This window comes from Geopsychrobacter electrodiphilus DSM 16401, assembly GCF_000384395.1.
In the GTDB taxonomy this organism is placed as follows: Bacteria; Desulfobacterota; Desulfuromonadia; order Desulfuromonadales; family Geopsychrobacteraceae; genus Geopsychrobacter; species Geopsychrobacter electrodiphilus.
The window spans coordinates 2,917,542-2,940,291 of the sequence record NZ_ARWE01000001.1 but is presented as its reverse complement, the minus strand read 5'-3'; the positions used below and the strand labels follow the sequence as shown (position 1 = coordinate 2,940,291).

Here is a 22,750-nt window from a genome sequence, read left to right as displayed (position 1 = left end):
ACAGGAATAATCGATGAGTAAACAAGCTCCCGACATGCCGACAGAAAGCCGTATCCGCAAGGAGATTCTGGGCCTGGTGTGGCTGGCGGCAGGTCTGTCTCTGCTGTTTTGCCTGGGGTCGTACAGTCACAGCGACCCCTCATTCAATAACAGTCTCCACCCGGCCAAAATTCAGAACTTTGGCGGAATTTTTGGCGCTCATCTGGCCGATCTCCTTTTTCAGGTCTATGGCCTGACGGCCCTGCTTTTTCCCCTGGCCTGCCTCAATCTGGCCTGGCGCTGGCTCAAGTTTCGTGATGTGCGATTTAACTGGCAACGCTGTGCCGCCTTTCTGCTGTTGCAGATTGCGCTGGCCGGGCTGCTGGCGCTCAAACTCAGCCATGTTATGTTCTTCGGCAGTCGGATTGGAGAGGCTGGCGGCGCCATAGGACGGGTGCTGGTCAGATTACTTTCTATTTATTTTAATCTCAGTGGCGCAGCCGTCGTTTTAAGCGTGTTTTTTCTGGTGGCCCTGATCGTCTCGACCCGTTTCAGTCTGGTTCTGTTTATCGACGGATTTCTTGAGCGTTTCGGCCGGCGGTTTGAGCAGCGGCGTGAAAATCGTCAGGCGCTGACAAAAAAAGTTGCCTTTCGTGAGCCTGAGATTCGCACTCCGGTGACCCTGTCGCTGCCCGCTCAGACCTTGCCCCCTCCACGTAAAAGCGGAAAATCAAAATCGAAAAAATCGACTGTCGATGAGGATCAGGTCTCCTTTTCGTTTTTAGAGGTTGAAGGTATCTACCATCGTCCTCCGATCTCCTTACTCGATCACGATGGCGAACCTGCCGCGCCGATCAATCGCGAGGGACTGGCGCTGGCGGCCAAAATGCTCGAGCGCAAACTGCTCGACTTCGGGGTTGAAGGAGAAGTGGTCGAAGTCAAGCCCGGCCCGGTGGTGACCATGTATGAATTTGCCCCGGCGGCCGGGGTGAAGGTCAATAAAATCTCCAATCTGCAGGATGATCTGGCGATGGCGATGCAGGCCGTCTCGATCCGCATTGTTGCGCCAATTCCGGGGCGCGGCGTGGTCGGAATTGAAATTCCGAATATCGACCGCGAGACGGTTTATTTTAAAGAGATTGTCGAGTCCGACCAGTTTCAGCGCACCGGCGGTAAACTGCCGATGGCCCTGGGTAAGGATATCTTCGGCCAGACCGTGGTCTCGGACCTGGCCAAGATGCCGCACCTGCTGGTCGCCGGCGCCACCGGCAGTGGTAAGTCGGTGTCGATCAATACAATGATCCTGTCATTACTCTATCGGGCGGCTCCTGAGGATGTGCGGCTGATCATGATCGACCCCAAGATGATCGAGCTCTCGATGTATGAAGGGATTCCACACTTGCTGTTGCCGGTGGTCACTGACCCCAAAAAGGCCAATCTGGCGCTGGCCTGGGCGGTGCGCGAGATGGAACGACGCTATCAGCTGCTGGCCGACAAAGGCGTGCGCAACCTGGATGGCTACAACCGCAAGCTCGAAAAAGAAGCCAAGGCCGAATATGACGCAGTTCCGCTTGAAGAGCTGGATGACACCATTATCCTCACCGCCGAAGACATGCTCGATGCGGAGACTGAGGCCGAATTTCCGGTGATCAAGCCCTCCAAAGAGGAGCTTGATCACGTCCATCTCCCCTACATCGTGGTGATTGTCGACGAATTGGCGGACCTGATGATGGTCGCCGGCCGCGACATTGAAGAATCGATTGCGCGTCTCGCCCAAAAAGCGCGCGCCGCCGGCATCCACCTGATTCTCGCCACCCAGCGACCCAGTGTCGATGTGATCACCGGTCTGATCAAGGCCAATTTTCCGACGCGGATCTCGTTCAAGGTGTTTTCACGTATCGATTCGCGTACCATCCTCGATTCGATGGGGGCCGAAACCTTGCTCGGCATGGGGGATATGCTCTTTCTGCCCCCGGGCGTCGGCTATCTGCAGCGGATCCATGGCGCCTATGTTTCAGAGCTCGAGGTCCAGCGGGTGGTCGACTTCTTGAGCAAACAGGGGAAACCCGAATATGACAAATCGATCCTGACGGCGCAGCCCGACGCGAAAAGCGCGCCTGGCGAAGATGAAGATGGCTATGATGAACACTGGGACGCAGCGTTGCGCATCGTCTCCGAGACCAAGGGCGCATCGATCTCCATGCTCCAGCGTCGGCTGCGCGTCGGCTACAATCGTGCCGCCCGCATGATTGAAAAGATGGAGTCCGAAGGGATTGTCGGGCCCTCCGATGGCAGCGGCAAGCCAAGGGAAGTCCTGATAGGGCGGATAGAGTAATAAACGGCAGCGCCGGTAGTGTAAAAAAGAGGCCCTTTAGAGAGGGCCTCTTTTTTTGTGCGGCTTGTGGAGGTCGAACTCCATGACTCAGCTGCCGGGTTCAGCAGTTCTCTGCTGTCTCCGGCCACAGGGGCAGAACCTCAGCCCGCTCAGGTTTCATGATTTCGTGCAGCACGCTCGTGGCATAGCTGCCACGGGGCAGGCAGAAATCGAGCTGAAGATCTGGTCCAATTTCGCGGGTCGAGAAGGCACTGATCGGAACGCGCAGTGGGCGCCGTTCACCAGTCATGGTTAAACCGTCTCCCAATTTCCAGCTTTCAGGTGTCAGGCCAATCCTCGTGAGAAGTTCTCGCTCACGTTCGCCAGGAGCCTGTCCCGCCAGTTTAAGTTTACTGCCGAACAGCGGCGCGGTCGGGCTGATCTCGAACAGATCGGCGCGGGCCTGCTCGCGGGTTGCATCCTCGACCAGAAAACAGGCGCCGTTGACATGCTTGAGGGCCAGATCTCCAGCCTGCAAACGGCCAAGCTCGGGGAGTCGTTGTCGCAGGAGTTGATCAAACAGCCAGGATTGCAGGGCTGAAAGATAGAGACGCAGGAGCGGATTCGGCAAACTTAGAACCGCCGCCCTTGCCGAGCGCCCCTGGATCAGCAGCGTCAGTAGATTTTTTTCGTTCATCATCCGCGCCGGCAGTCTCTGCAGGGCTGCCTCTAACTCCCCGGCGCGGAAGTGTTGCGCCGCCTCCCGCCAATCCCGATGCTCAATCCGCTCGGGATCGCCGATATATTCATGACAGAAATCTGTATATTCAGCGTTAAGCAGGAGTTGTCCCAGACGATGGGAATTGCCCAGCAGCCCATAGCGCTGCTCACCGAAGTGGTTCGGTACCCCCTGTTTTTCGAGGCGTTGCAGGATGAGGTCGGCCTTTTGTCTGGCGTGCGGCTGTGGCTGGCGCACCCTTAAGCGAAAGCGGTTGCCGGCCAGATGACCGAGGCGCAGTTTGTTGTCGTGCCGGGTGCTGGCGAGTAGTTTAACGGGCAACTGTTCCAGGCGTGGCAGCAGCCGTTCACAACGCGCCGGGACCGAAACCCACTGACGCGTGACCGCCTGTGCATCCTTGAGCCCGGCATAGCCGATGTCGCGCAGCTGAAGGTTAAAGCAGGCGGCCAGCTGACGCAGCAGCTCGTGGGTCGTCAGTCCGCGCTTCTCAAGCTGCAGATAGAGATGTTCCCCCCGCCCGCAAGCAGGGTAGAGGGGGATTTCGTCAACCAGAAAGTCCTCGGGGCAGAATTTGTAGCTCCCGCCGATTCCGGGCAGATCTCCAGTCACCCAGGGCATCAGCTCTCCGTGGCCCAGCGCATGCGAAAGCCTTTTTTCGGGGCGGGGGGCGCTACGGCGGCAAAGTTGGGTTCGCGCTGATAATGGCTGTAGAAGATCGGTTGTCCCAGCTCAAGAAAGCGGCGCATATATTTCGAAATGGGGTAACTCCCCAGCTCGTGAGTGTAGGGGGTGGCGTGGCAGTTGTTGAATCCCGGTTCGGCCGTCAACAGCTCGCCGACCTCAATCCCGTAATCGGTAAAGTCGGTGCTGAAATTGAAATGCCCTTCTTCTTCAAGAAAGTGCAGGGCGAGCTTGAGGAAGTCGCTGTTGACCAGGCGACGCTTGCGATGGCGTTTTTTGGGCCAGGGATCAGGACAGTTGATATAGATCGCGCGCAGGCTCTGGGGCTTCACGTGGTGCAACAGCAGGGAACGCGCCTCGGTGCGCAGAACGCGCACATTGGTCAGGCCCGCCTCTTCGATGCGGCGCGCGGACTGATCGCAACCACGATTGAAGATATCGATGGCGATAAAGTTATGCTGCGGCTCGCGTTCGGCCAGTTGCACCACAAAGTCGCCGATGCCGCAGCCGATCTCCAGGTTCAGAGGTTGCCGGCAGGCGAAGAGCTCTTGCAGGTCATCAAGCTTGTGGAGACGGGATTCGGGCACATAGCAGGGGGACGTGATCAGGGTCATACGTTGGGTCATTGGAACGGATCTCTCACAGGAAAATGGTTATTTACGCTGGGCCAGAAAACGACTGAGCAGTTCAAGCTGTGCAGGCGCGGTGGTCCGGTAAGAAGGCATGAATTTTTCACCCTGGCCAAGTTTTTGTGCGGGGAGTTGCAGCCGGGCCAAAATTTGTTCGGCGTTTAACTTGAGGCCGATACGATCCAGTGATGGTGCCAGGGTCGAACCGCTCTTGTTAAAATCATGGCAGGCTTGACATCCCAGGGCCGTAAACAGTTGCCGGGCCTGTGCACTCTGTTCTGAAGTGAGGTCGGCCGCCAGCAGAGGGCTGGTCAGCGTTGACAGCAACAATGTGATGGCGACTAATATGGGACGCATGGCGAAAATTCTCGGGTTCTTTTCATTCGGGCCACAAGATACCTGTGCCGGGCACGATTTGCAACGGGTTGCCAGCGAGGTGATGGCGAGGTGATAGCGAGGTGATAGCGGTTGCAATATCTATCGCCCCCCATTAAGCTGAAGCACTTCGATGTTACACGAAAATTCGTGACTGACGCCAGCCCGTCGGCGAAGTTTAAGGATTCGTTCCTCTGGAGAGATCATGCAGATTCCGCTCAGCCGCCGCGCCCAGCTGGTGACTCCTTTTCTGGCCATGGAAGTGATGGAGAAGGCCAAGGCTCTTGAAGCCACTGGCCGCGATATCATCTATCTCTGTCTGGGGGAGCCAGATTTTCCGACCCCGCCGGCGGTGGTCGCTGCCACGCGTCAGGCGTTGGAGGATGGTGCTACCTCCTACACCCATTCCCTCGGCCTGCTCGAACTGCGCACGGAGATCGCTCGATATTATCACCAGCGCTACGGGGTGCGTATCGAGCCGGAGCAGGTCCTGGTCAGTAACGGCACCAGTCCGCTGATGCTGCTGCTCTTTTCTCTGCTGCTGGAAGAGGGGGATGAGCTGATCCTGCCCGATCCCGGTTACGCCTGTTATCCCAATTTCGTGCGCTTTGCCGGCGGCAACCCTGTGGCGCTACGGACCGACCCGGCAAACGGCTTTCAGCCGCGCCCCGCAGAAGTTCAGGCCGTGATCAGCCCCCGCAGTCGTGGCCTGCTGATCAACTCTCCGTCTAACCCGGCGGGGTCAGTGCTGGGCGGGGCCGAACTTCAAGCCCTGGCGCGGCTGCCGATTCCGATTATCTCGGATGAAATCTATCACGGCCTCACCTACGAAGGTGACGAACACTCCATCCTCGAATACACCAATAACGCCTTTGTCCTGGGGGGATTCTCCAAGGCCTACGCCATGACCGGCTGGCGGCTCGGATATCTGATCTCCCCCCCCGGCTGTGTGCGTGCACTGCAGGCGCTGCATCAGAATTTTATGATCTGCGCCAATCATTTTGTTCAGCTTGGCGGGGTTGCCGCCCTGCGTTACTGCAGTGCCGACGTCGAACGGATGCGGCGGCTCTATGATCTGCGCCGTCGTCAGCTGGTGCGGCAACTGCGCGATCTTGGCTTCGGCATCCCGTTTATGCCGAAAGGGGCCTTTTATGTGCTGGCCGATGCACGCCACATCGATACCGATTCGATGCGCCTGGCCCTCGATATTCTGGATAAAACCGGGGTGGCGTTGACCCCCGGTATTGATTTTGGTGAGGGGGCCGAAGGCTTCCTGCGCTTCTCCTATTCGAGTCCGCTGGAGAAGATTGATGACGCCATGCAGCGGCTCACCCTTTATCTGCGTGATCGTGGCAAACTGCCCCCTCGCTAAGACCTTTCTCTGTGTCACGAATGGAGTTCATTCATGTTAATTGTCATGCATCATCAGGCGACCGATGCCCAGATTCTGGCGGTCAAACAGGCAGTCGAGGCGCTGGGTCTGCGCGCCGAACCGATCCCCGGCAGCATGCGCACCGCCATCGGCGTGCTTGATAATCAGGGCTACGTCGATGATTCCGCCATCCGTGAACTCCCTGGCGTGCGCGAGGTCATCCATGTCAGCAAACCGTACAAACTGGTGTCGCGGGATTTTCATCCCCGGGCGACGATTGTTGAGGTGGGCGGGGTCAAGATTGGCGACGGCGAGAAGGTCGTGATGATGGCCGGTCCCTGTTCTATCGAGACCGAGGAGCAGATGCTGACTGCCGCCCGGCAGGTCAAGGCCGCAGGTGGACACATCCTGCGTGGCGGTGCCTTCAAGCCGCGGACCGGACCGCACAGTTTTCAAGGTCTGGGCATCGCAGGGCTTAAGTATCTGAGCGCGGCCGGCAAGGCGGTCGGGCTGCCGGTGGTGACCGAAGTGATGCGCATCGAGCAGCTGGATATCGTCTGCCAGCACGCCGACATGCTGCAGATCGGCGCACGGAACATGCAGAACTTCGATCTGCTTAAGGAGGTCGGCAAACTTGATTTTCCGATCCTGCTCAAGCGCGGCATGAGCGCAACGATTGAGGAGTTTCTGGCCGCGGCGGAGTATATCGTTGCCGAGGGGAACAATCGCGTGGTGCTGTGCGAGCGCGGGATCCGCACCTTTGAAAAGGCGACGCGAAATACCCTCGATCTTTCAGTGGTGCCGCTGATTCGTGAGCTGAGTCATCTGCCGATTATTGTCGACCCCAGCCATGCCACTGGAAAACGCCATCTGGTGCCGGTGATGGCGCGTGCCGCATTGATGGCTGGCGCCCACGGCCTGATGGTTGAGATGCACCCCGAGCCGGAGAAGGCCCTGTGTGACGGGGCACAAAGCCTTGACCCCAAAGGGTTCGAAAAGCTGATGCTTGAGTTGAGGCGGATAGAGGACTTTATGGCCGAACTCGCCGTCTGAAGCCTTTCGTCACATCGTACACGCCCCTTGCCTGGCCGCTATGGCTGCGGGTATGATAGCTCACTGAACAAGTAATCTATGCGTTGTGACTCGATTTTTTTTGAGGCGCGACGGAATCTGACAACGGAGGATATTTTTACCCATGGAACACTCTATTCAGGTTGCCGATAAGCTGCATTGGGTCGGCGTGCGCCACCCGGAACTCAAGGTTTTTGACGATCTTTTCCCGACCCATAACGGTACGACCTACAACAGTTACCTGATTCAGGGGCGCAAGCAGAACATTTTGATCGACACGGTCAAAGCGTGCTTTTCCGAAGAATTCTTCCGTAAAGTCGAAGAGCATGTCGCCATCGACAAGATAGACGCGGTGGTGGTCAACCATACCGAGCCGGACCATTCCGGCTCTCTGGCGTTGTTGTTGGAGAAAAATCCGCAGATCCTGGTCTACTGTTCCAAGGCCGGCGAGAATTTCCTCAAGCAGTTGCTCAATCGCGACTTCAACAGTCAGATCATTAATGATGGTGATGAAATTGATCTGGGTGGCCGCAAGCTGCGCTTTATCCTGGCGCCCTACCTGCACTGGCCGGACACGATTTTCACCTATCTGGTCGAGGACGAAATCCTCTTTCCCTGCGATGCCTTTGGCGCGCATTTTTGTTCCGATCAGCTGTTTGACGACGAAATTGCCGATTTCCAGGCTGATTTCCATTTTTACTTCGACTGCATCATGCGCCCCTTCAAGGATAAGGTCCGCGACGCCCTGGCCAAGATCAAGGATCTGCCGATCCGTATGGTTTGTCCTTCTCACGGTCCGGTGCGCCGTTCGACGGGCAATTTCGCGATTGAGTCCTACGCACGCTGGTCGGTTGCTCCACCAGTCGGCGGCAGGCCGAAGGCCCTGCTGGCGGTCCTCTCTTCCCATGGGAATACGCGGGATATGGCTGATGTGATTACGACTGAACTTAAGGCGCAAGGACTTGACGTCGTCGGCTTTGCCCTGAGTGATATGCGCGATGATGACTATCGCAATGCCCTGGAGCAGGCGGATGTCCTGGTGATCGGCACCCCGACGATTCAACGTGACGCGCCGCCGCAGGTCTGGCACGCCCTGGCACTGATCTCGTCGGTTACCCCAAAATCCAAGGTTGCAGCGGTCTTCGGCTCCTACGGCTGGAGCGGCGAGGCTGTCAAGATGGTCGAGCAGCGTCTCACCGGCCTCAAGTACAAATTTGCCGCCGAGGGGATCTCCTTCCGCTTTACGCCGACGGCCGAGAATCTCGAAAGCTGTCGCAAATTCGCCGAGCAGATTGCCAGCACCGTGCATACCGAAGAGTAACGGTCGCCCGGTTGGCCGTCAGCGTTAAGTCGCTGCAAGCGGGTTTTGTAAACTGGGGGCCTTGTCTTTATTGTCGAAGAGGCAGCGGTAGTGAGGTCGGCAAAGCGCTCATGCTCGCCACAGCAATTATGCGTTTTGAGATGAATATTCTGATGATGGGCGTGCTTTTAACCCTGAGGTGAATCTGCCCCCCCACATACGGAAAACCTACAGAAAAGCCCCGGCTTGTATTTACAGGCGGGGGCTTTTTTGTGTCACTAATGGTGAGGTACCAGTCATGAAATAGTGAAGAAGAAGGTTGCCCCCTCGTTGGGCACAGCCTCGGCCCAAATTTCGCCGCCATGCCGCTTGATGATGCGTTCAACGGTGGTCAGTCCGATGCCGAGTCCGGAGAATGCCTGTGAACTGGAAAGGCGTTTGAAGGGGCGGAAAAGTGCGCCTGCTTCCTCCATATCGAACCCAATGCCGTTGTCGGCGAGAGCAAAGACCTGCCGACCTTCTTGCTGCTTGGCGCTCAGGGAGATATGGACCTCCGCTTTCCCCTTGGTGTATTTACAGGCATTGCCCAGCAGATTTTCCAACGCCACGCGCAGCAAGGCTGCATCACCGGTGACCTGCAGGCCGGGGCTGATATCGAAATTCAAGGTGCGTTCGGGTTCGGTCAAGGCAAGCTCAGCGCAAATTATTTCAGCCAAACGGCTCAAGTCGACCTCTTCGAGTCGTAACTCCTGTCGGGAGATGTGAGCCAGGGTCAGCATCGTGGTAATGAGGCCATTCATGCCCTGGCATGTATCGAGGATCGTCTGCTGGCAGTACTTGCCTTCATGACTTAAATGTTCACCATCTAAGGCTTGTAAGGTTTCTCCGGCTAACGAGATGCGCGTCAGATAAGAACGCAGATCGTGAGAAAGGGAATAGCTGAAGGCTTCGAGTTCGTGGTTTGCCACCTGCAGGGATTTTTCTCGCGCTCCGAGTTCCTGTGCCATCGAATCGAACGTCTCGGCCAGGCTTCCCAGCTCACTTCCTGAAATCTGACTGGAGACCCTGATATCGAGATCGCCGCCCGCCAACCGTTGCGAGGCGCGCTTGAGAACCGTGATTCGGTCAACTATCGAGCGCTTACCAATGAAGAAAGCCAATAGGAATGAGAGCACAACAAAGAACAGAAGAGTTGATAAATTGATAACCAGCGCTCTATTTGAGGCGGACAAAACGTCCTTTTCCGCTATCCCCGCGCGTACGTACATGTAGGGCTTCTGTTCACCGGGGAGCCACAATTTGCGATAGGTTGTAATACGGTGACTCGCATCCCTGCGCATAAATTTAAAAGTATCTTGGTCAGGGCCACCTTCCATGTATTTCAACGTATCGGCGGGGATGGGCTTCCCAATGAGCAGGCCCGGTTCTTTCCCTCTGTTGACAATAATTCCGTTATGGTCAACCAGGACATAGTTCGTATCAAAAGACAATTGAGCACGTTCAAGGATGGTCCGCATGACATCAAGATCAAACCCGAGAATAATCGCACCATCGAACTCACCATGGTCAAGGAGAGGATATGCCATATGAAGTGTGGGTTTCAACACCGACCGGCTGATGACAAATTCGCCTGAAGAAAACTTTTTTGTTTGCTGAGCACTCTTGAAATAGCGCCTGTCCTTTATGGATTCATCTTTAGCGGATGGAAGCGCGGAAGCCCACACATGTCCTTCAGCATCAGCAACCAGGATATTGATATATTGTGAACTTTGTTTGTGGATGTCGGCAAGAATGGCTTGCAGTTTATCAACATCATGGCTCTTAACCTCAGGAAGCCCTGCCAATAGAGTACACAACAGTTTAGCTTCGTTTGTCAGAATCTCCTGCTTTGCCGCCAGATTTTCGGCTAGTTTTTGAGATTCAACGACAGCATGTTGATAGTCAATAGAACGTTCCTTCAGTCCCGAATAAATGATTATTCCCAGGGCCGGGAGTGTCAGCAGGACCGCCAAGACTATCAACTGAGTTCGTATGGACAAATTTGAAAATTTAGGAATTGGCAATTAATTGCTCCTTATGTCTCCTGCTGCAACACGGCCACAACAATCTAGCCTAAGGACAGGAATGAAACAAGTTCGAGCTGTCTTCAATTTGCAGTGGTTTCTTTAGCCTGAGGAGTCGTCCCACAGAAAAATACATCAACAATCGTCTAATCAATTGGCCTCATTAATAATTGATGGTGAACAACCCTCCGAACCATGGTTATCAAATTCCCTGCCAGGCAATAACGGCCAACCCCATTTTTGAGGTTGGCCGTTTTAGTATCTGACTGATGGTGATTTATATGACAGCCCATCTATCTGTCAAAAATTCCAAGGATATTTGAAAATGATTTTTGACTGAAAATTTGTGAAATGAGACAAGGGGATCTGACCATCGGGAGTGATGCCATTCAAAACTGCTAGCGGAAGACCAGCGTTTATCAGGTTGTGTTTAGACTCTCCCCCTGATAGATTTCGACTTGTCTGCAGTGATGAAAATTTCAAGTTTTTCACGCATCCTCGACTCTATGGAGAAGAGATATGACACAGAAGACAACAAAAATTAATCTCGGCTTTGCCGAAGTTGAAATCCCCGTCGGAACACATATCTGCCAGATTTACAATGATGAGGATGAGCGAAACGACGCCCTGCTGCACTTCCTGGCAAGCGGTCTGAAGGCCAGGGAAAGGAATGCCTGCTTCTCTGAACAAATTGATAATGAAAAATTGCGTCAATTGCTTGCCGAAGATGGCATTGATCTTGATCAGGCCAGGGCCAAAAACGATCTGATTACGGCCGTTCCCTCGGAGGTTTATTTTCATCAAGGCAGGTTCGAGCCGGAAAGAATGCTGAATCTGCTTGCCACCTTCCATAACGACGCCAAGCAAGAAGGTTATCCTGCGGCGCGGGTTATAGGTGAGATGACTTCGGAAATCCAAAAAGTTCCGGGCGGTTCCAGACTTTTTGAATATGAGGCCGCAGTCAATCAACTATTGAAAAAATATCCGGTGACCGCTGTTTGTCAGTATGATGCCCATGTTTTTGATGGGGCCACTATCATGGATGTCATGAGGGTTCACCCGATGATGCTGGTCCGCGGTAACGTCATTCACAATCCGTTTTATGTACCCGCACAAGAAATTTTGCACTAACTTGGTCTCTCTTTAATGACATTAGATGCCCACGCCCTGGCCCGGATCCTGTTGCTGCAGAATATGATTTCTCAGCTTGAGGATCAGGATTCGGTCTTCAGTTTTGTCTGCAGGGGTTTGGAAGAAATACCCGGCGTCGAAAAAGCCGCCTATTCTTCTGACCGAAAAAAAATCTTACCAACCAACGAAGCCCGCCATTTCCCTATCCAACTGAATCACAGCCATTACGGCGAGATCTGCCTTTTCCTCTCGAGTAATGAAGCGTTCCAGCCCTACCATTCCTTCATCAGCAATCTCTGCTTTATGATTGCCGTAATCCTTGAGGAACGTCACCAATCCCGACTTAATCAGCAGCATCAGCAACTTTTGGAACGGCAGATTGAAATACGCACCAAAGAACTTAAGGAAAAGATTCGGGAACGACGAATGGCGGAAGAGCGGGCCCTAAAGGCTCAGAAAAGCGCGGAACTCTATCTGGATATTTCCGAGGCGATGATTCTCGAGTTGGACCGGAAAGGGAAAATCCGCCTCATCAATAAGCGCGGCTGCCAAATCCTCGGCTACGAGCAAGCCGATCTGCTGGGACAGGACTGGTTCAAGCTGTGTATTCCCTCCCCTGTTCTGCCGGCGGTGCAGAAGGTTTTTGCCGAGGCCATGGCTGGGCAAAAGGACTTTGTAGAATATGCTGAAAATGAGATCATTTGCCAAGCAGGTGAACTCCGATTTATTTCCTGGCACAACGTCCTGCAGCGGAACGAAAAGGGTCAGATTGTCTGCGTACTCTGCTCCGGGATCGATATCACCGAGCGCAAGAGAGCCGAGAACGCACTGCGCCAAAGTGAGGCTACGTTCAGGAAACTGTTTGAGGACTCCTCAGATGCCATCCTCCTGATCGACGATACGGGGGTTTTCGTGGAATGTAACCAGGCAGCGCTAGATCTCCTCAAGATGACACGTGAGCAGTTTCTGTTCTCGCCGCCTGAGCGGATTTCACCGGAGTTCCAACCCGACGGCCGACGTTCTGACGAAGCTGCAGCAAAGATGGTGGCGTTGGCCTACAGCAAGGGAATGCACCGTTTTGACTGGAGCCACATCAACGCCGAGGGGAGTGTGTTTACCGTCGAGGTTTCTCTCATGCCCATCACCATCAAAGGGCAAACCATGCTCCATACCAGTTGGCGGGACATCACCGAGCGCAAACGGGCCGAAGAAGAAAAAATAAAGCTCGAATCCCAACTCCAGCAGACCCGGAAAATTGAGTCGATCGGACAGTTGGCGGGAGGTGTGGCCCACGATTTTAACAACATGCTCGGGGTCATCCTCGGTCATGTGGAACTGGCAATGATGAGAGCGGATCCCTCTCATCGACTCTTTCATCACCTGGAGGAAATCAGTAAGGCGGCCAAACATTCCGCCGATCTGACCCGGCAACTGTTAACCTTTGCCCGCAAACAAGCGGTTGTACCCAAGGTGCTCGACCTGAATGAAACCGTGGCCGGAATGCTGCAAATTCTGCAGAGGCTCATCGGTGAGAATATTCAACTCTCCTGGCACCCCGCCGCAAGCCTCTGGCCGGTCAAGGTCGACCCTTCGCAGATAGATCAGATTCTCGCCAACCTGGCGGTCAATGCGCGAGATGCTATCTCGGGAGTCGGCAAGATATCGATCACAACGGGGAACAGCAGCATAGACAAGACTTTTTGTGTCTCTTACCCTGATGTGGTGCCGGGTGATTACGTTCAACTCTCTTTTAGCGACGATGGCAAGGGGATGGAGAAAGAGGTACAGGCCCATATCTTTGAACCATTCTTTACCACCAAGGTCGTTGGTGAGGGGACCGGTTTAGGATTGGCTACAGTTTATGGAGCTGTCAGGCAGAACAACGGATTTATTACCCTTTACAGTGAACCGGGGCATGGAACGATCTTCAATATTTACCTTCCCCGAACCCAAACAGTGTTGGAGGCCGTGCAGAAACCCGCGGCAAAACTGTTGCGGCGCGGGAAAGAAACGATCCTGCTCGTAGAAGATGACGAGTTGTTACTCCACCTGGAAACGGAGATTCTGGAAGGGAGCGGCTATACGGTTCTACCTGCCGCGCTGCCTAGTGTTGCCCTGTCACTGGCTGAGCGACACCCAGGTCCGATTCCGCTATTGATTTCCGATGTCATCATGCCCGAGATGAACGGCAAGGAGCTAACGAAACAGTTACAGGCTCTTCGACCAGGCATGAAGGTTCTCTTTATGTCTGGCTACACCGCCGATATCATTTCTCAACAAGGTTTTATTGAAGAAGGAGTTTTCTTTCTGCAGAAACCAGTTTCGCTTGAAACCCTGATCGATAAAGTTCAAGAGGTGTTGGTTGGTTCATAAGTGGGAGGTCATTGAGGTCTCAGATAACACCATCAAAACGCAGGATTTTATTTTTGACGGAGAATCTCGATACGATCCAGCCTGTATGAGGTATCGCACACGATTTCAAGAATATTCTTACCAGCACTTTGGGAAACATCTCCTTTCCCCGCAAGTCGCTCGAGAGATCAGAAACAGTGGAACAAATTAATCAGAGCAGATAAAAAAAGGAGCGCGAATGATTGAGCAAGCCTACCTCATCTATTTTTCCCCAACGGGAACCACACGAAAGATATCCGAAAGCATCGCTCGGGGGCTGGGTGCCAAAGAGGTCATTCACTATGACCTGACCCTGCCGGGTGCGAACTGCGAAGCGGTCATCACCAGGGGCGTTGCTCTTATCGGCGTTCCGGTTTATGCCGGGCGTGTCCCCGAACTATGTTTGACGCGCATGGCAGAGATCACTTCAACGGGGGTACCTGCAATTCTTGTCGCACTTTACGGCAACCGGGAGTTCGAAGATGCACTGATCGAACTGCGCGATGTCAGCACTGTGAAAGGCTTTCAGGTTATCGCCGCAGGTGCCTTTATCGGGGAACATTCGTACTCGACTCCTGCCAGCCCTATTGCCAAAGACCGACCCGATACAGAGGACCAGAAGCTCGCGTTTGAGTTTGGGCGGAAAATTGCGGAAAAAATTGCGCAGGGCAAATTGGACACTCCACCGATTGCGGGGAATCTGCCCTACAAGGATCGGGTGAAACTGGGTGGGATCGCGCCTGAAACAGAGGTCCAAAAATGCACACTTTGCGGGAAATGCGCTGAGGTCTGTCCGACCGGCGTGGTCGGTGTGACAGATTCCGTCTTAACGGATGCTGCCGGCTGTGTCATGTGCTGCGCTTGTGTCAAGGCATGTGCTTTTGATGCGCGCGCGCTGAAGCATCAAAAAATTGGAGAGAAACGCGCACTGTTGGTTAAAAATTGCAGTGTTCCCAAAGCGCCGACTCTCTTTGTATAAGGATCTCCTCTTGCAGAGAGATGGTGTGTTCTGACCGTGAGGCAAACGGCCTGGATTATGGGTCACATTGTTTTGCAGGCTAAAAACCTGTGTGGATCCAATATCATCGAATTCTCTGATCAATAAGACCGGCCAACCCGATATTTCGTGTTGGCCGGTTGTGTGTCTTCCTGATGGTGATTTATGAAAATATTCCCTATGACTCGATGATCTCATGCGAAAGATTGTCAACAACAACTGGGCTATCCATATAGGTGACTGATGGATCTGTACCGTACTTTTCTCGCACGAAAGATCTCCAACTCTCCGTATACATTGCGTCAGCTTCTTCTCTGCTGTTCCAGAGATATACCCCACCAACGGTGCTGCCATCCTGGGACAGCATATAGTATTTCCGGATAAGGCCAGTCACTCCTTGATATTTCGGCGCTGTGCTCAGAAATGTCTTACGCGCTTCGTCGAGGGTGATTGGCTTTGGCAATTGGAAGGTAGCTATGGCTGTTATCATAATGTTCCTCCAGTTAAGATTTAATAACCTTTAGAGCGAAAGCATACAACGACACGTATGCTTTCGTCTCGGCACTGCGGATCAATGAGAATGGCCACCCCATTTTGGAGGCAGCCATTCTCATGTCGTATTGATGGTGATAAATCAGAAAAAAATAGGCCCGGTGACGGAGGGGGGGGGTCACCGGGCCTATAAGGAACAGGTTTGTTCAAACCTGCCTCTTAATCAATACTATCTTCCCGAAGAAAGCCCTGTGTCAACCCCTTGGCGTCTGTTAAATGGATGATAAACAAAAAAAATGCTAGCGGAAGAGATAGTGGTCACTTCACCGGTGACTATCTGTGCTCACTGTGCGAGACGTTCCTGCCAGTAACTTTGTTCAGCAGTCCAGTTTTCTTTTTGATATTCAACAAGTCTTTTCATGCGGGACTTGAAGGCCAGAAGATATTCGGCCTGATCGGGGAAGTATTCCGCGTCCTTGATGCAGCGACAGAGTTCACTGCCCAGAGCGCGCGCTTTATCAAACAGGACCTCCTCGTCCGGGAAGGTTCGGTCGCCTATCGTGGGTGAGCCAATGCCGCCAACGGACTGAGCACCGGTCGAATTGATGAAGCGGGCCATGTAACCAATGACTTCATCGTCTTCTCCCCCTCCGGAGGTCTCCACGACTGCGCCATACTTGTCTTCAAGCATGAGACAGTGAATGATGTTGCCGCTGCGGTCAAACAGCGCCTTGAGTTGGGCTGTGACGCTAAAGATGTAGTTGGGGCTCGCCAGGATGAAACCGTCACAGGTTAGCAGACTTTGCTTGATGGTTTCGTAGTCGTCTTTGAGGTGACAGGTTCCAGTTCTGTGACAATGGTCACAACCGTTGCAGGGGAGTATTCTCTGTCTCGAGAGGTCGATCAACTCGGGCTTTGCGTCTTTGCTCAGCCCTGCCAGAACTTCTTCCAGCAGGCGACCGGTGTTGCCCTTCATGCCGCGCGGGCTGCCAATGATGACGGCTATCTTCATGATTCATCTCCTGTGCAGTGTTGCTGTGAGCTTCCCTATTTATTAGACCGCGAAAGACAAAACAAGCCCCCCCTGTATTTTCAGATACCTATATAAATCAGACGCTTGACAGGCTAACGCAGTCATCAGGTGATGTCAAAGAGATGAGTGCCTTGCTAGATATTTCGACATGGAATGAAGAGTGTGAATTCGATCGAAGCAGTTGAGCCTTGCTTGTAACCCCTGAAAAATCAGAAAACCCGCGATCTGTTGATCGGGGGTTTTGTGTGTCAGCTTGATGGTGCGTTTTAAGAAATGATAGCTCTGCTTTCGTCCAGGACCTCCCGCACTTTAGACGTCAACACTTCAAGTGAGAAAGGTTTCTGCAAAAAGTGTATTTCATCTTCGATCACCCCCTGGTTGGAGATGATATCGGCGGTGTAGCCGGAGAGGAACAGGACCTTCATCTCGGGCCGAAGTGGTTGCAGCATGGCAGATAATTCCCTGCCGTTCATGACCGGCATGATCATATCGGAAATCAACAGATCAATCGGGCCGGGGTGTTCTCTTGCGAAAGATTCGGCAAGCTCGGTTGTAGCGGCAGCCAGTACCCTGTAGCCGCCCTCTTCGAGCATGGTCGTTTCCAGGCACAGAAGCATTTCGTCATCTTCAACGAGGAGGATTGTTTCGGTGCCGCGAAGAAATGGCATTTCTGCGGTTTTCTGTTTCGCGTCAACAGTCTTACTCGCGCGGGGAAGATAGATATTGAATACTGTGCCCAGCTCCGCTTCGCTGTAAAAAGTGATAAAACCGTGATTCTGCTTGACAGCGCCATAAACGGTGGCCAGTCCAAGTCCGGTTCCACCACCGACCTCTTTGGTCGTGAAGAATGGCTCGAAGATATGGGCCTGAACCTTCTTATCCATGCCGCAGCCATCGTCACTCACTGACAGCAGGACATAATCACCAGGCACAACGTCGTAGGGAAGTGCGTTAGCGGCGTTCTCGTCCATAGTGCGGTTTTCCATCTTTATCGATATTTTGCCGATACCGGCGATCGCGTCACGGGCATTGACACACAGGTTCGCCAGAATCTGATCCAGCTGTGCCGGATCAACTCTGACCGGCCAGAGATTGGCTTCTGGGTTCCAGGATAGCCGGATGTTTTCACCGATGAGGCGCCGCAGCATTTTGAGCGTTCCCGCCACAGCTTCATTCAAATCGAGTATTTTGGGGTCGATGACCTGTTTGCGGGCAAAAGTAAGCAGTTGCCGGGTAAGGTCGGCGGAAGATTGAGCCGCCTTGCTGATTTGCTGCAAATCATGGCTGAATGGGCTGGAAGGGCCCGCTTTCATAAGAGCCATTTCTGCGTGGCCGAGGATGACTCCGAGCATGTTGTTGAAATCGTGCGCCACGCCCCCAGCCAGCTGGCCAATTGATTCCATTTTCTGGACCTGATGAAGCTGTCCTTCGAGGTGGATTTGCTCGCTAAGCATTCTGGACATCTTGATCGCGCTATAACTCATAGTTGAAATTATATTGGTAAGTTTAGCGTAGAACGCCATCCCCGCATCCGCTGCCTCTCGACTGAAGCGTGGCACCCGATCAAGTGCTTCGAGGTATTCTTTCTCATCAAAACCGTACCTCCGGGCCTGCTCCCGAAACACCTCCACATCAAGTATTTCATCTTCATAGAAGAACTGCCCGATAAAAACATTACCGACATGCCTTCCGCCTACCACGAGAGGGGTGACCATGTCCCACATGTTGTTCTTGCAGCGATAGTGCTTGAATGTCCCTATGGGCACATCATTGGTAAGAGTTGTGTCACTTTCGATGCAATTTTTGAGCGTGTCGGGATGACACCTGTGAAACTTGGTGCAGATATCTTGCCATCCGACAGCAACCAGAACGTTGCCTGAAAGATCGAGTACAGCACCTAACATGCCGGTTATTTTGTAAAAAGCTTCCAGCATGGATCTCAGTATTTCGAAATCTATGATGTCAGATAGTGCAAGTGCGCCGATATCACCTTCCGGTTCAAGAATGGCTCTGAGCTTATTCTTAACCGAATTTTCACTTCTCTGGAGAGCCTCCTCCGTCCTTCTGTGTTCTTCAATCTCCTCTTTAAGTATAGCCGCCTGGTCCTGTAAGGTTTTTTGGGCTACCTGACGCTTAACGAGTTCCTCTTCAAGCTGGAGTGCCTGTTTTTGAAGATTTTCTTCCATTAACTTGCGTTCGGTGATGTCCTCGTCGATGCCCAGCAGACCGATGACCTCTTTCTCGGCATTAAACAGCGGAGCCTTGGAAGTGCGTACCCAAATCGTCTGGCCGTCCGGGGTGGTTTGTTGCTTTTCGATGTTGAGCTTTGGCTTCCTGGAAGCCAAAATCAGCTTGTCATCGGCACGATAAAATTCAGCCTGTTCGCGCCAGCACATCTGGAAATCATCCTTGCCCAGCAAATCTTCGGGTTGTGAATGGCCTGCAGATTGCGCAAAAGAAGTGTCGCAACCAAGATAGTGTAGATCGAGATCCTTCCAAAACACGCGGATCGGAATATTTTCCAGGATAGTGTGAAGCAGGCTCCGTGATTCTCGCAGGGTCTCTTCTGCTTGTTTCTTATCTGTTATATCGCGTGCTGTTGCATAAGAAACGCCCTCTTCTCGACTATAGGTAACACGCCAGGACAACCATTTTACATGGCCATCTTTACAGATGTAGCGGTTTTCAAAATTAGTGGTACAGCCTCTCAGTTGTTGCTTTTCAATTTCATCCAAGGTTGCCTGCTTATCGTCTGGATGCACAAAATCAATAATTTCGTTCGAGATGAGTTCTGATTCCGTATAGCCAAGTGTCTCGGTGAAGGCAGGATTTGTTTTTATGAACCTGCCATGAGGATTGGCAATGCACATCAGGTCGGCCGACGTCTGAAAGAACTTATAGAATTGTTCCCGTTCCTTTTGCGCCTGCTTGCGCTTGGTGATGTCCTGGAGATAACCACTCCAGACGACGGGTTCTCCTGGCTTAGAAGGATTGGGTTTGGAGTTAACCAGAAGCCACTTCAGGTGACCGGAGGGCGTGATAATCCGGACCTCGGATAAAAACTCTTTTCCTTCCTTGTTCGCAACGACATCCTCCTGATAAAAACGGGTCAAATCATCAGGATGAATAATATTCCAGACCAGGCTCATGTCCTTCAGGAGGGCGTCAGGGTCGAGTTCAAGAATTTCACGGCAGGGACCTGGCGCCACATAGATAAAACGGCTGATGTTATCTGAGGTAATAATGGAATCATAGAGCATTACCGGTATGGTATTCGCCATGCGCTCATACCGCCGCTGGCTTTCCAGTAAAGCTCTTTCGGTCCCTGAAAAGTTAGGTTTCTCGTCCTTCATTCTTAGCTCTCCCAGGGAGATTCGTCCGTCAAACAAATGCTTGGTGGGTTTATGCTTCTTGTGAGGATGTGGTTTTTGAACCAATCAAGGTCAGGAAGACTTTTGGATACATGTTTGCTGTCTCCTCTGTTATTTCAGTTTGAGGTGACAACCATGCTGACACAGGGGGCTGGCGGCCATCCTTCACTCCCTGGATACCAGCCTTTTTAAGAACAGGTCAATGTAACTCGGCAAGTCCCTTAAGTCAAAGAGAGGAGCGCAACCGATATTTCATCTTGCTGAATATCGGCAGCTCTTGCAATAAAGCCGACTCGTAGTTTATTAGAGACTCTGGTCAATAAGAACGGCCAATCTCTCTTTTGAGGTTGGCCGTTTCGGTGTCTGGCTGATGGTGAGATATAAGACGAAATCCAAACTATCCGCCCCGGTCATCCCGTTCGGCATTGGTCGCAGTGCGGGGAGGTAGTCCAGTGCCTGCCTGCGGCAGCTTCCCTGATCAAGGTGTGGCATGGATGTCTCCGGCCGCTACCTTCTGTTTAAAGCATGGTCCGGGTGCTCACGGGCCGGTTTCTCATATCCCGATTTGCAGACCGACCTTCATGGTTTGTGCCACAGGGATCTGGTAGGACGAAGTCGTGTCCTGGGTGTTGATTGCCATGCGAACGAAGAGTTTGTCGCGCCAGGCGGCCATGCCGTGTAGTTTGCGGCCGGCCAACAGGTCGGTATGGCCGACAATGTAGCGGATCTGATCCATTTCCAGGTCGAGGCCCCATTCTGCGCAACTGGACAGGTCAGAAGGGACATTGGGCCCCTGCATGAATCCGTAACGCAACACCAGGCTATAAAATCCGGAATCCAACTCGGTCAATTCGATGCGTTCTGTAGACCCGACGATGGGTACCGGTTCAATGACGACCGTAGTCAGAATGACCTTTTCGTGTACCACACCGGTGGTGCGCGCCAAATGTTGCAGAGCCTGGGGGGTCTGTTCCGGATGGCGGGTAAAAAAGACCGCGCAGCCTGGCACTCGGGGGATTTTTTCGCCGTTAACCTGCCCGATGAATGTTTGCACGCTGGAAGCTGACGTGGCAACTTGTCCTGCTAAAAGATTGGCGCCGCGCCGCCAGGTGGTCATCACTACAAACAATATTGTTCCAATCAACAGGGGCAACCAGCCACCATCTGGAATGGTGACCAGGTTGGCGCCAAGATATCCGAAGTCAATGAATAAGAACCCGATCAGGAAGGCCAGAGCGGCGGGAAGAGACCATCGACCGCGTTCGCGCGCCACGTTGAACGCTAACACCGTCGTGATGGCCATGGTCGAATTGACCGCAACGCCATAAGCCGCGGCCAGGTTGCCTGAAGACTGAAAGGTAACCACCAGCCCGATAGCCGCAACCATCATGAACCAGTTCACGGTCGGCATGTAAATCTGGCCGCGAGCATGGGGCGATGTTTGTTCAACCGTCAGTTCAGGCAACAGCCCAAGGTGCACCGCCTGGCGCGTCATGGAAAAGGTCCCGGTTATCACCGCCTGGGAGGCGATACAGGTTGCTGCCGTGGCAAGGAAGATCAATGGGTACAGCCCCCAGCTAGGTGCCAGGTGAAAGAAGGGGTGCGTGCTTCCGGTCGGATCCACGATCAAAAGGGCTCCCTGGCCGAAGTAATTGAGCAACAGAGACGGGAGAACGAAGGTGAACCACACTTTTTGGATGGGGACACGACCGAAATGGCCCAGGTCTGCATAGAGCGCCTCGCCACCGGTGGAAACCAGGAATATCGCATAAAGGGCCAAATACCCACTCATCCCGTTGTTCACAAAATAGTGCACAGCATACCGCGGATCGGCGGCCAGCAGCACTTGGGGGGCCTGCATAATACCGTGGATGCCAAGCACCGCCAGCACCGCGAACCAGACCACGGTCAGGGGCCCGAATATGGCGCCCACCTTTGCCGTGCCATGTCTTTGCACCGCGAAAAGGGCGAACAGTATGCCGGCCGTAATCGGAATCACGTAGCTCTGCAATGTCGGGGCGGCCACGCTCAAGCCCTCCACCGCGCTCAATACTGATATGGCCGGGGTGATCATGGCCCCGCCATAAAGCATGGAGGCACCAAGGATGCCGAGTAAGATCAAGGCGCGTCGCCGCCGTTTATCCTGGTTGCGTTCTGGATGCAGCAGGGCCATCAAGGCGAAGGTGCCGCCTTCACCCCGATTGTCAGCTCGCAGGACGAACATCATGTACTTGAGTGAGATGACCAGGATCAGGGTCCAGAAAATCAGGGACAGGACCCCGAGGACATTTTCGGGTGACACGGGAATGGGATTCTTGCCGCCGAAGGTCTCGCGCAGTGCATAAATCGGGCTGGTGCCTATATCGCCGTAGACCACACCGAGTACTGCTATGGCGAGCACGGAAAAAGACTTGCTATGGGGCTGCACGGCCGGAGCACGCTCCAGCGCCTCTTTTTGGGCATCGAGCCCCTTTGGGTTATCTTGACGGGTCTTCACGGTACTCCTTACATCGTGATGTTACGGACACTCAAAGCCAGGGCGAACCTCGTACGCGAGCCAGACTCCTCTGCTGATGCCTCCCTGACGTATTGCCTCTGTTTCGGCCGGTATACCCAATGGATTCACGTTGCTCAACCTGGCGATGTTAATGATCTCGGTCGGCTACTGTTAATCGGTTATTCGAATTGAGCCATCATTGACATTCCGGGTCAGAGGAGAAGATAAAGCTTAACGCACTATTCATTAAATAGGGAACCAGAAAGAAAGAGGGTTAACTTCGGGGGAGGGGGATAGCATATGCAACCCGATAAT

General features: G+C 53.4%; 15 protein-coding genes. 7 read left to right on the top strand and 8 right to left on the bottom strand.

The window, feature by feature from the left end; translation table 11 throughout:
• Window positions 1–13: 13 nt before the first annotated feature.
• On the top strand, window positions 14–2,314 hold the full coding sequence (locus tag D888_RS0113940) for a DNA translocase FtsK (protein ID WP_020677180.1): 2,301 nt from the start codon (window positions 14–16) through the stop codon (window positions 2,312–2,314).
• A 100-nt stretch (window positions 2,315–2,414) separates the two neighbouring features.
• Here D888_RS0113940 and truD read toward each other — a convergent pair whose 3' ends face one another.
• Genes truD through D888_RS0113925 form a run of 3 tightly spaced genes read right to left on the bottom strand, consistent with a single transcriptional unit; the run spans window position 2,415 to window position 4,699 of the window.
• Window positions 2,415–3,650, bottom strand: a complete 1,236-nt coding sequence (gene truD / locus D888_RS21745) for a tRNA pseudouridine(13) synthase TruD (RefSeq protein ID WP_020677179.1) — start codon at window positions 3,648–3,650, stop codon at window positions 2,415–2,417.
• Window positions 3,650–4,339, bottom strand: a complete 690-nt coding sequence (gene trmB / locus D888_RS21740) for a tRNA (guanosine(46)-N7)-methyltransferase TrmB (protein ID WP_020677178.1) — start codon at window positions 4,337–4,339, stop codon at window positions 3,650–3,652. Before trmB ends, truD begins: the two co-directional genes overlap by 1 nt.
• A 27-nt stretch (window positions 4,340–4,366) precedes the next feature.
• Window positions 4,367–4,699, bottom strand: coding sequence for a c-type cytochrome (locus tag D888_RS0113925; RefSeq protein WP_020677177.1), 333 nt, complete (start codon window positions 4,697–4,699; stop codon window positions 4,367–4,369).
• A 223-nt stretch (window positions 4,700–4,922) separates the two neighbouring features.
• On the opposite strand from D888_RS0113925, the gene D888_RS0113920 reads away from it, so the two are divergent.
• From D888_RS0113920 to D888_RS0113910, 3 genes are all read left to right on the top strand, one after another.
• On the top strand, window positions 4,923–6,089 hold the full coding sequence (locus tag D888_RS0113920) for a pyridoxal phosphate-dependent aminotransferase (protein ID WP_020677176.1): 1,167 nt from the start codon (window positions 4,923–4,925) through the stop codon (window positions 6,087–6,089).
• A 33-nt stretch (window positions 6,090–6,122) separates the two neighbouring features.
• Window positions 6,123–7,142, top strand: coding sequence for a 3-deoxy-7-phosphoheptulonate synthase (gene aroF / locus D888_RS0113915; protein WP_020677175.1), 1,020 nt, complete (start codon window positions 6,123–6,125; stop codon window positions 7,140–7,142).
• 142 nt (window positions 7,143–7,284) lie between these two features.
• Window positions 7,285–8,481 (top strand): FprA family A-type flavoprotein, encoded by a 1,197-nt coding sequence (locus D888_RS0113910; protein WP_020677174.1) that lies wholly within the window; start codon window positions 7,285–7,287, stop codon window positions 8,479–8,481.
• 275 nt (window positions 8,482–8,756) lie between these two features.
• On the opposite strand, the gene D888_RS23260 is transcribed toward D888_RS0113910, so the two are convergent.
• Window positions 8,757–10,523 carry a sensor histidine kinase gene (locus D888_RS23260; RefSeq protein ID WP_020677173.1) on the bottom strand — a complete coding sequence of 589 codons (1,767 nt, stop codon included), beginning with the start codon at window positions 10,521–10,523 and terminating at the stop codon, window positions 8,757–8,759.
• Window positions 10,524–11,042: 519 nt separating this feature from the next.
• On the opposite strand from D888_RS23260, the gene D888_RS0113900 reads away from it, so the two are divergent.
• From D888_RS0113900 to D888_RS0113890, 3 genes are all read left to right on the top strand, one after another.
• Complete coding sequence (locus D888_RS0113900; RefSeq protein WP_020677172.1) at window positions 11,043–11,654, top strand: MEDS domain-containing protein; 612 nt, start codon at window positions 11,043–11,045, stop codon at window positions 11,652–11,654.
• A gap of 15 nt (window positions 11,655–11,669) precedes the next feature.
• Window positions 11,670–14,027 (top strand): hybrid sensor histidine kinase/response regulator, encoded by a 2,358-nt coding sequence (locus D888_RS23255; RefSeq protein WP_020677171.1) that lies wholly within the window; start codon window positions 11,670–11,672, stop codon window positions 14,025–14,027.
• Window positions 14,028–14,244: 217 nt separating this feature from the next.
• On the top strand, window positions 14,245–15,024 hold the full coding sequence (locus D888_RS0113890; protein WP_020677170.1) for a 4Fe-4S binding protein: 780 nt from the start codon (window positions 14,245–14,247) through the stop codon (window positions 15,022–15,024).
• 196 nt (window positions 15,025–15,220) lie between these two features.
• Here the strand turns inward: D888_RS0113890 and D888_RS0113885 are convergent, their stop codons facing one another.
• From D888_RS0113885 to D888_RS0113865, 4 genes are all read right to left on the bottom strand, one after another.
• Window positions 15,221–15,532: a YdhR family protein gene (locus tag D888_RS0113885; protein WP_020677169.1), complete on the bottom strand. Its 312-nt coding sequence runs from the start codon at window positions 15,530–15,532 to the stop codon at window positions 15,221–15,223.
• A 345-nt stretch (window positions 15,533–15,877) separates the two neighbouring features.
• A complete protein-coding gene (locus D888_RS0113880; protein ID WP_020677168.1) occupies window positions 15,878–16,546 on the bottom strand; it encodes a flavodoxin family protein in 669 nt (222 codons plus the stop codon).
• A 287-nt stretch (window positions 16,547–16,833) separates the two neighbouring features.
• On the bottom strand, window positions 16,834–19,920 hold the full coding sequence (locus tag D888_RS23250) for a PocR ligand-binding domain-containing protein (protein WP_020677167.1): 3,087 nt from the start codon (window positions 19,918–19,920) through the stop codon (window positions 16,834–16,836).
• 571 nt (window positions 19,921–20,491) lie between these two features.
• Complete coding sequence (locus D888_RS0113865) at window positions 20,492–22,384, bottom strand: KUP/HAK/KT family potassium transporter (protein ID WP_051092421.1); 1,893 nt, start codon at window positions 22,382–22,384, stop codon at window positions 20,492–20,494.
• Between the last annotated feature and the right edge of the window lie 366 nt (window positions 22,385–22,750).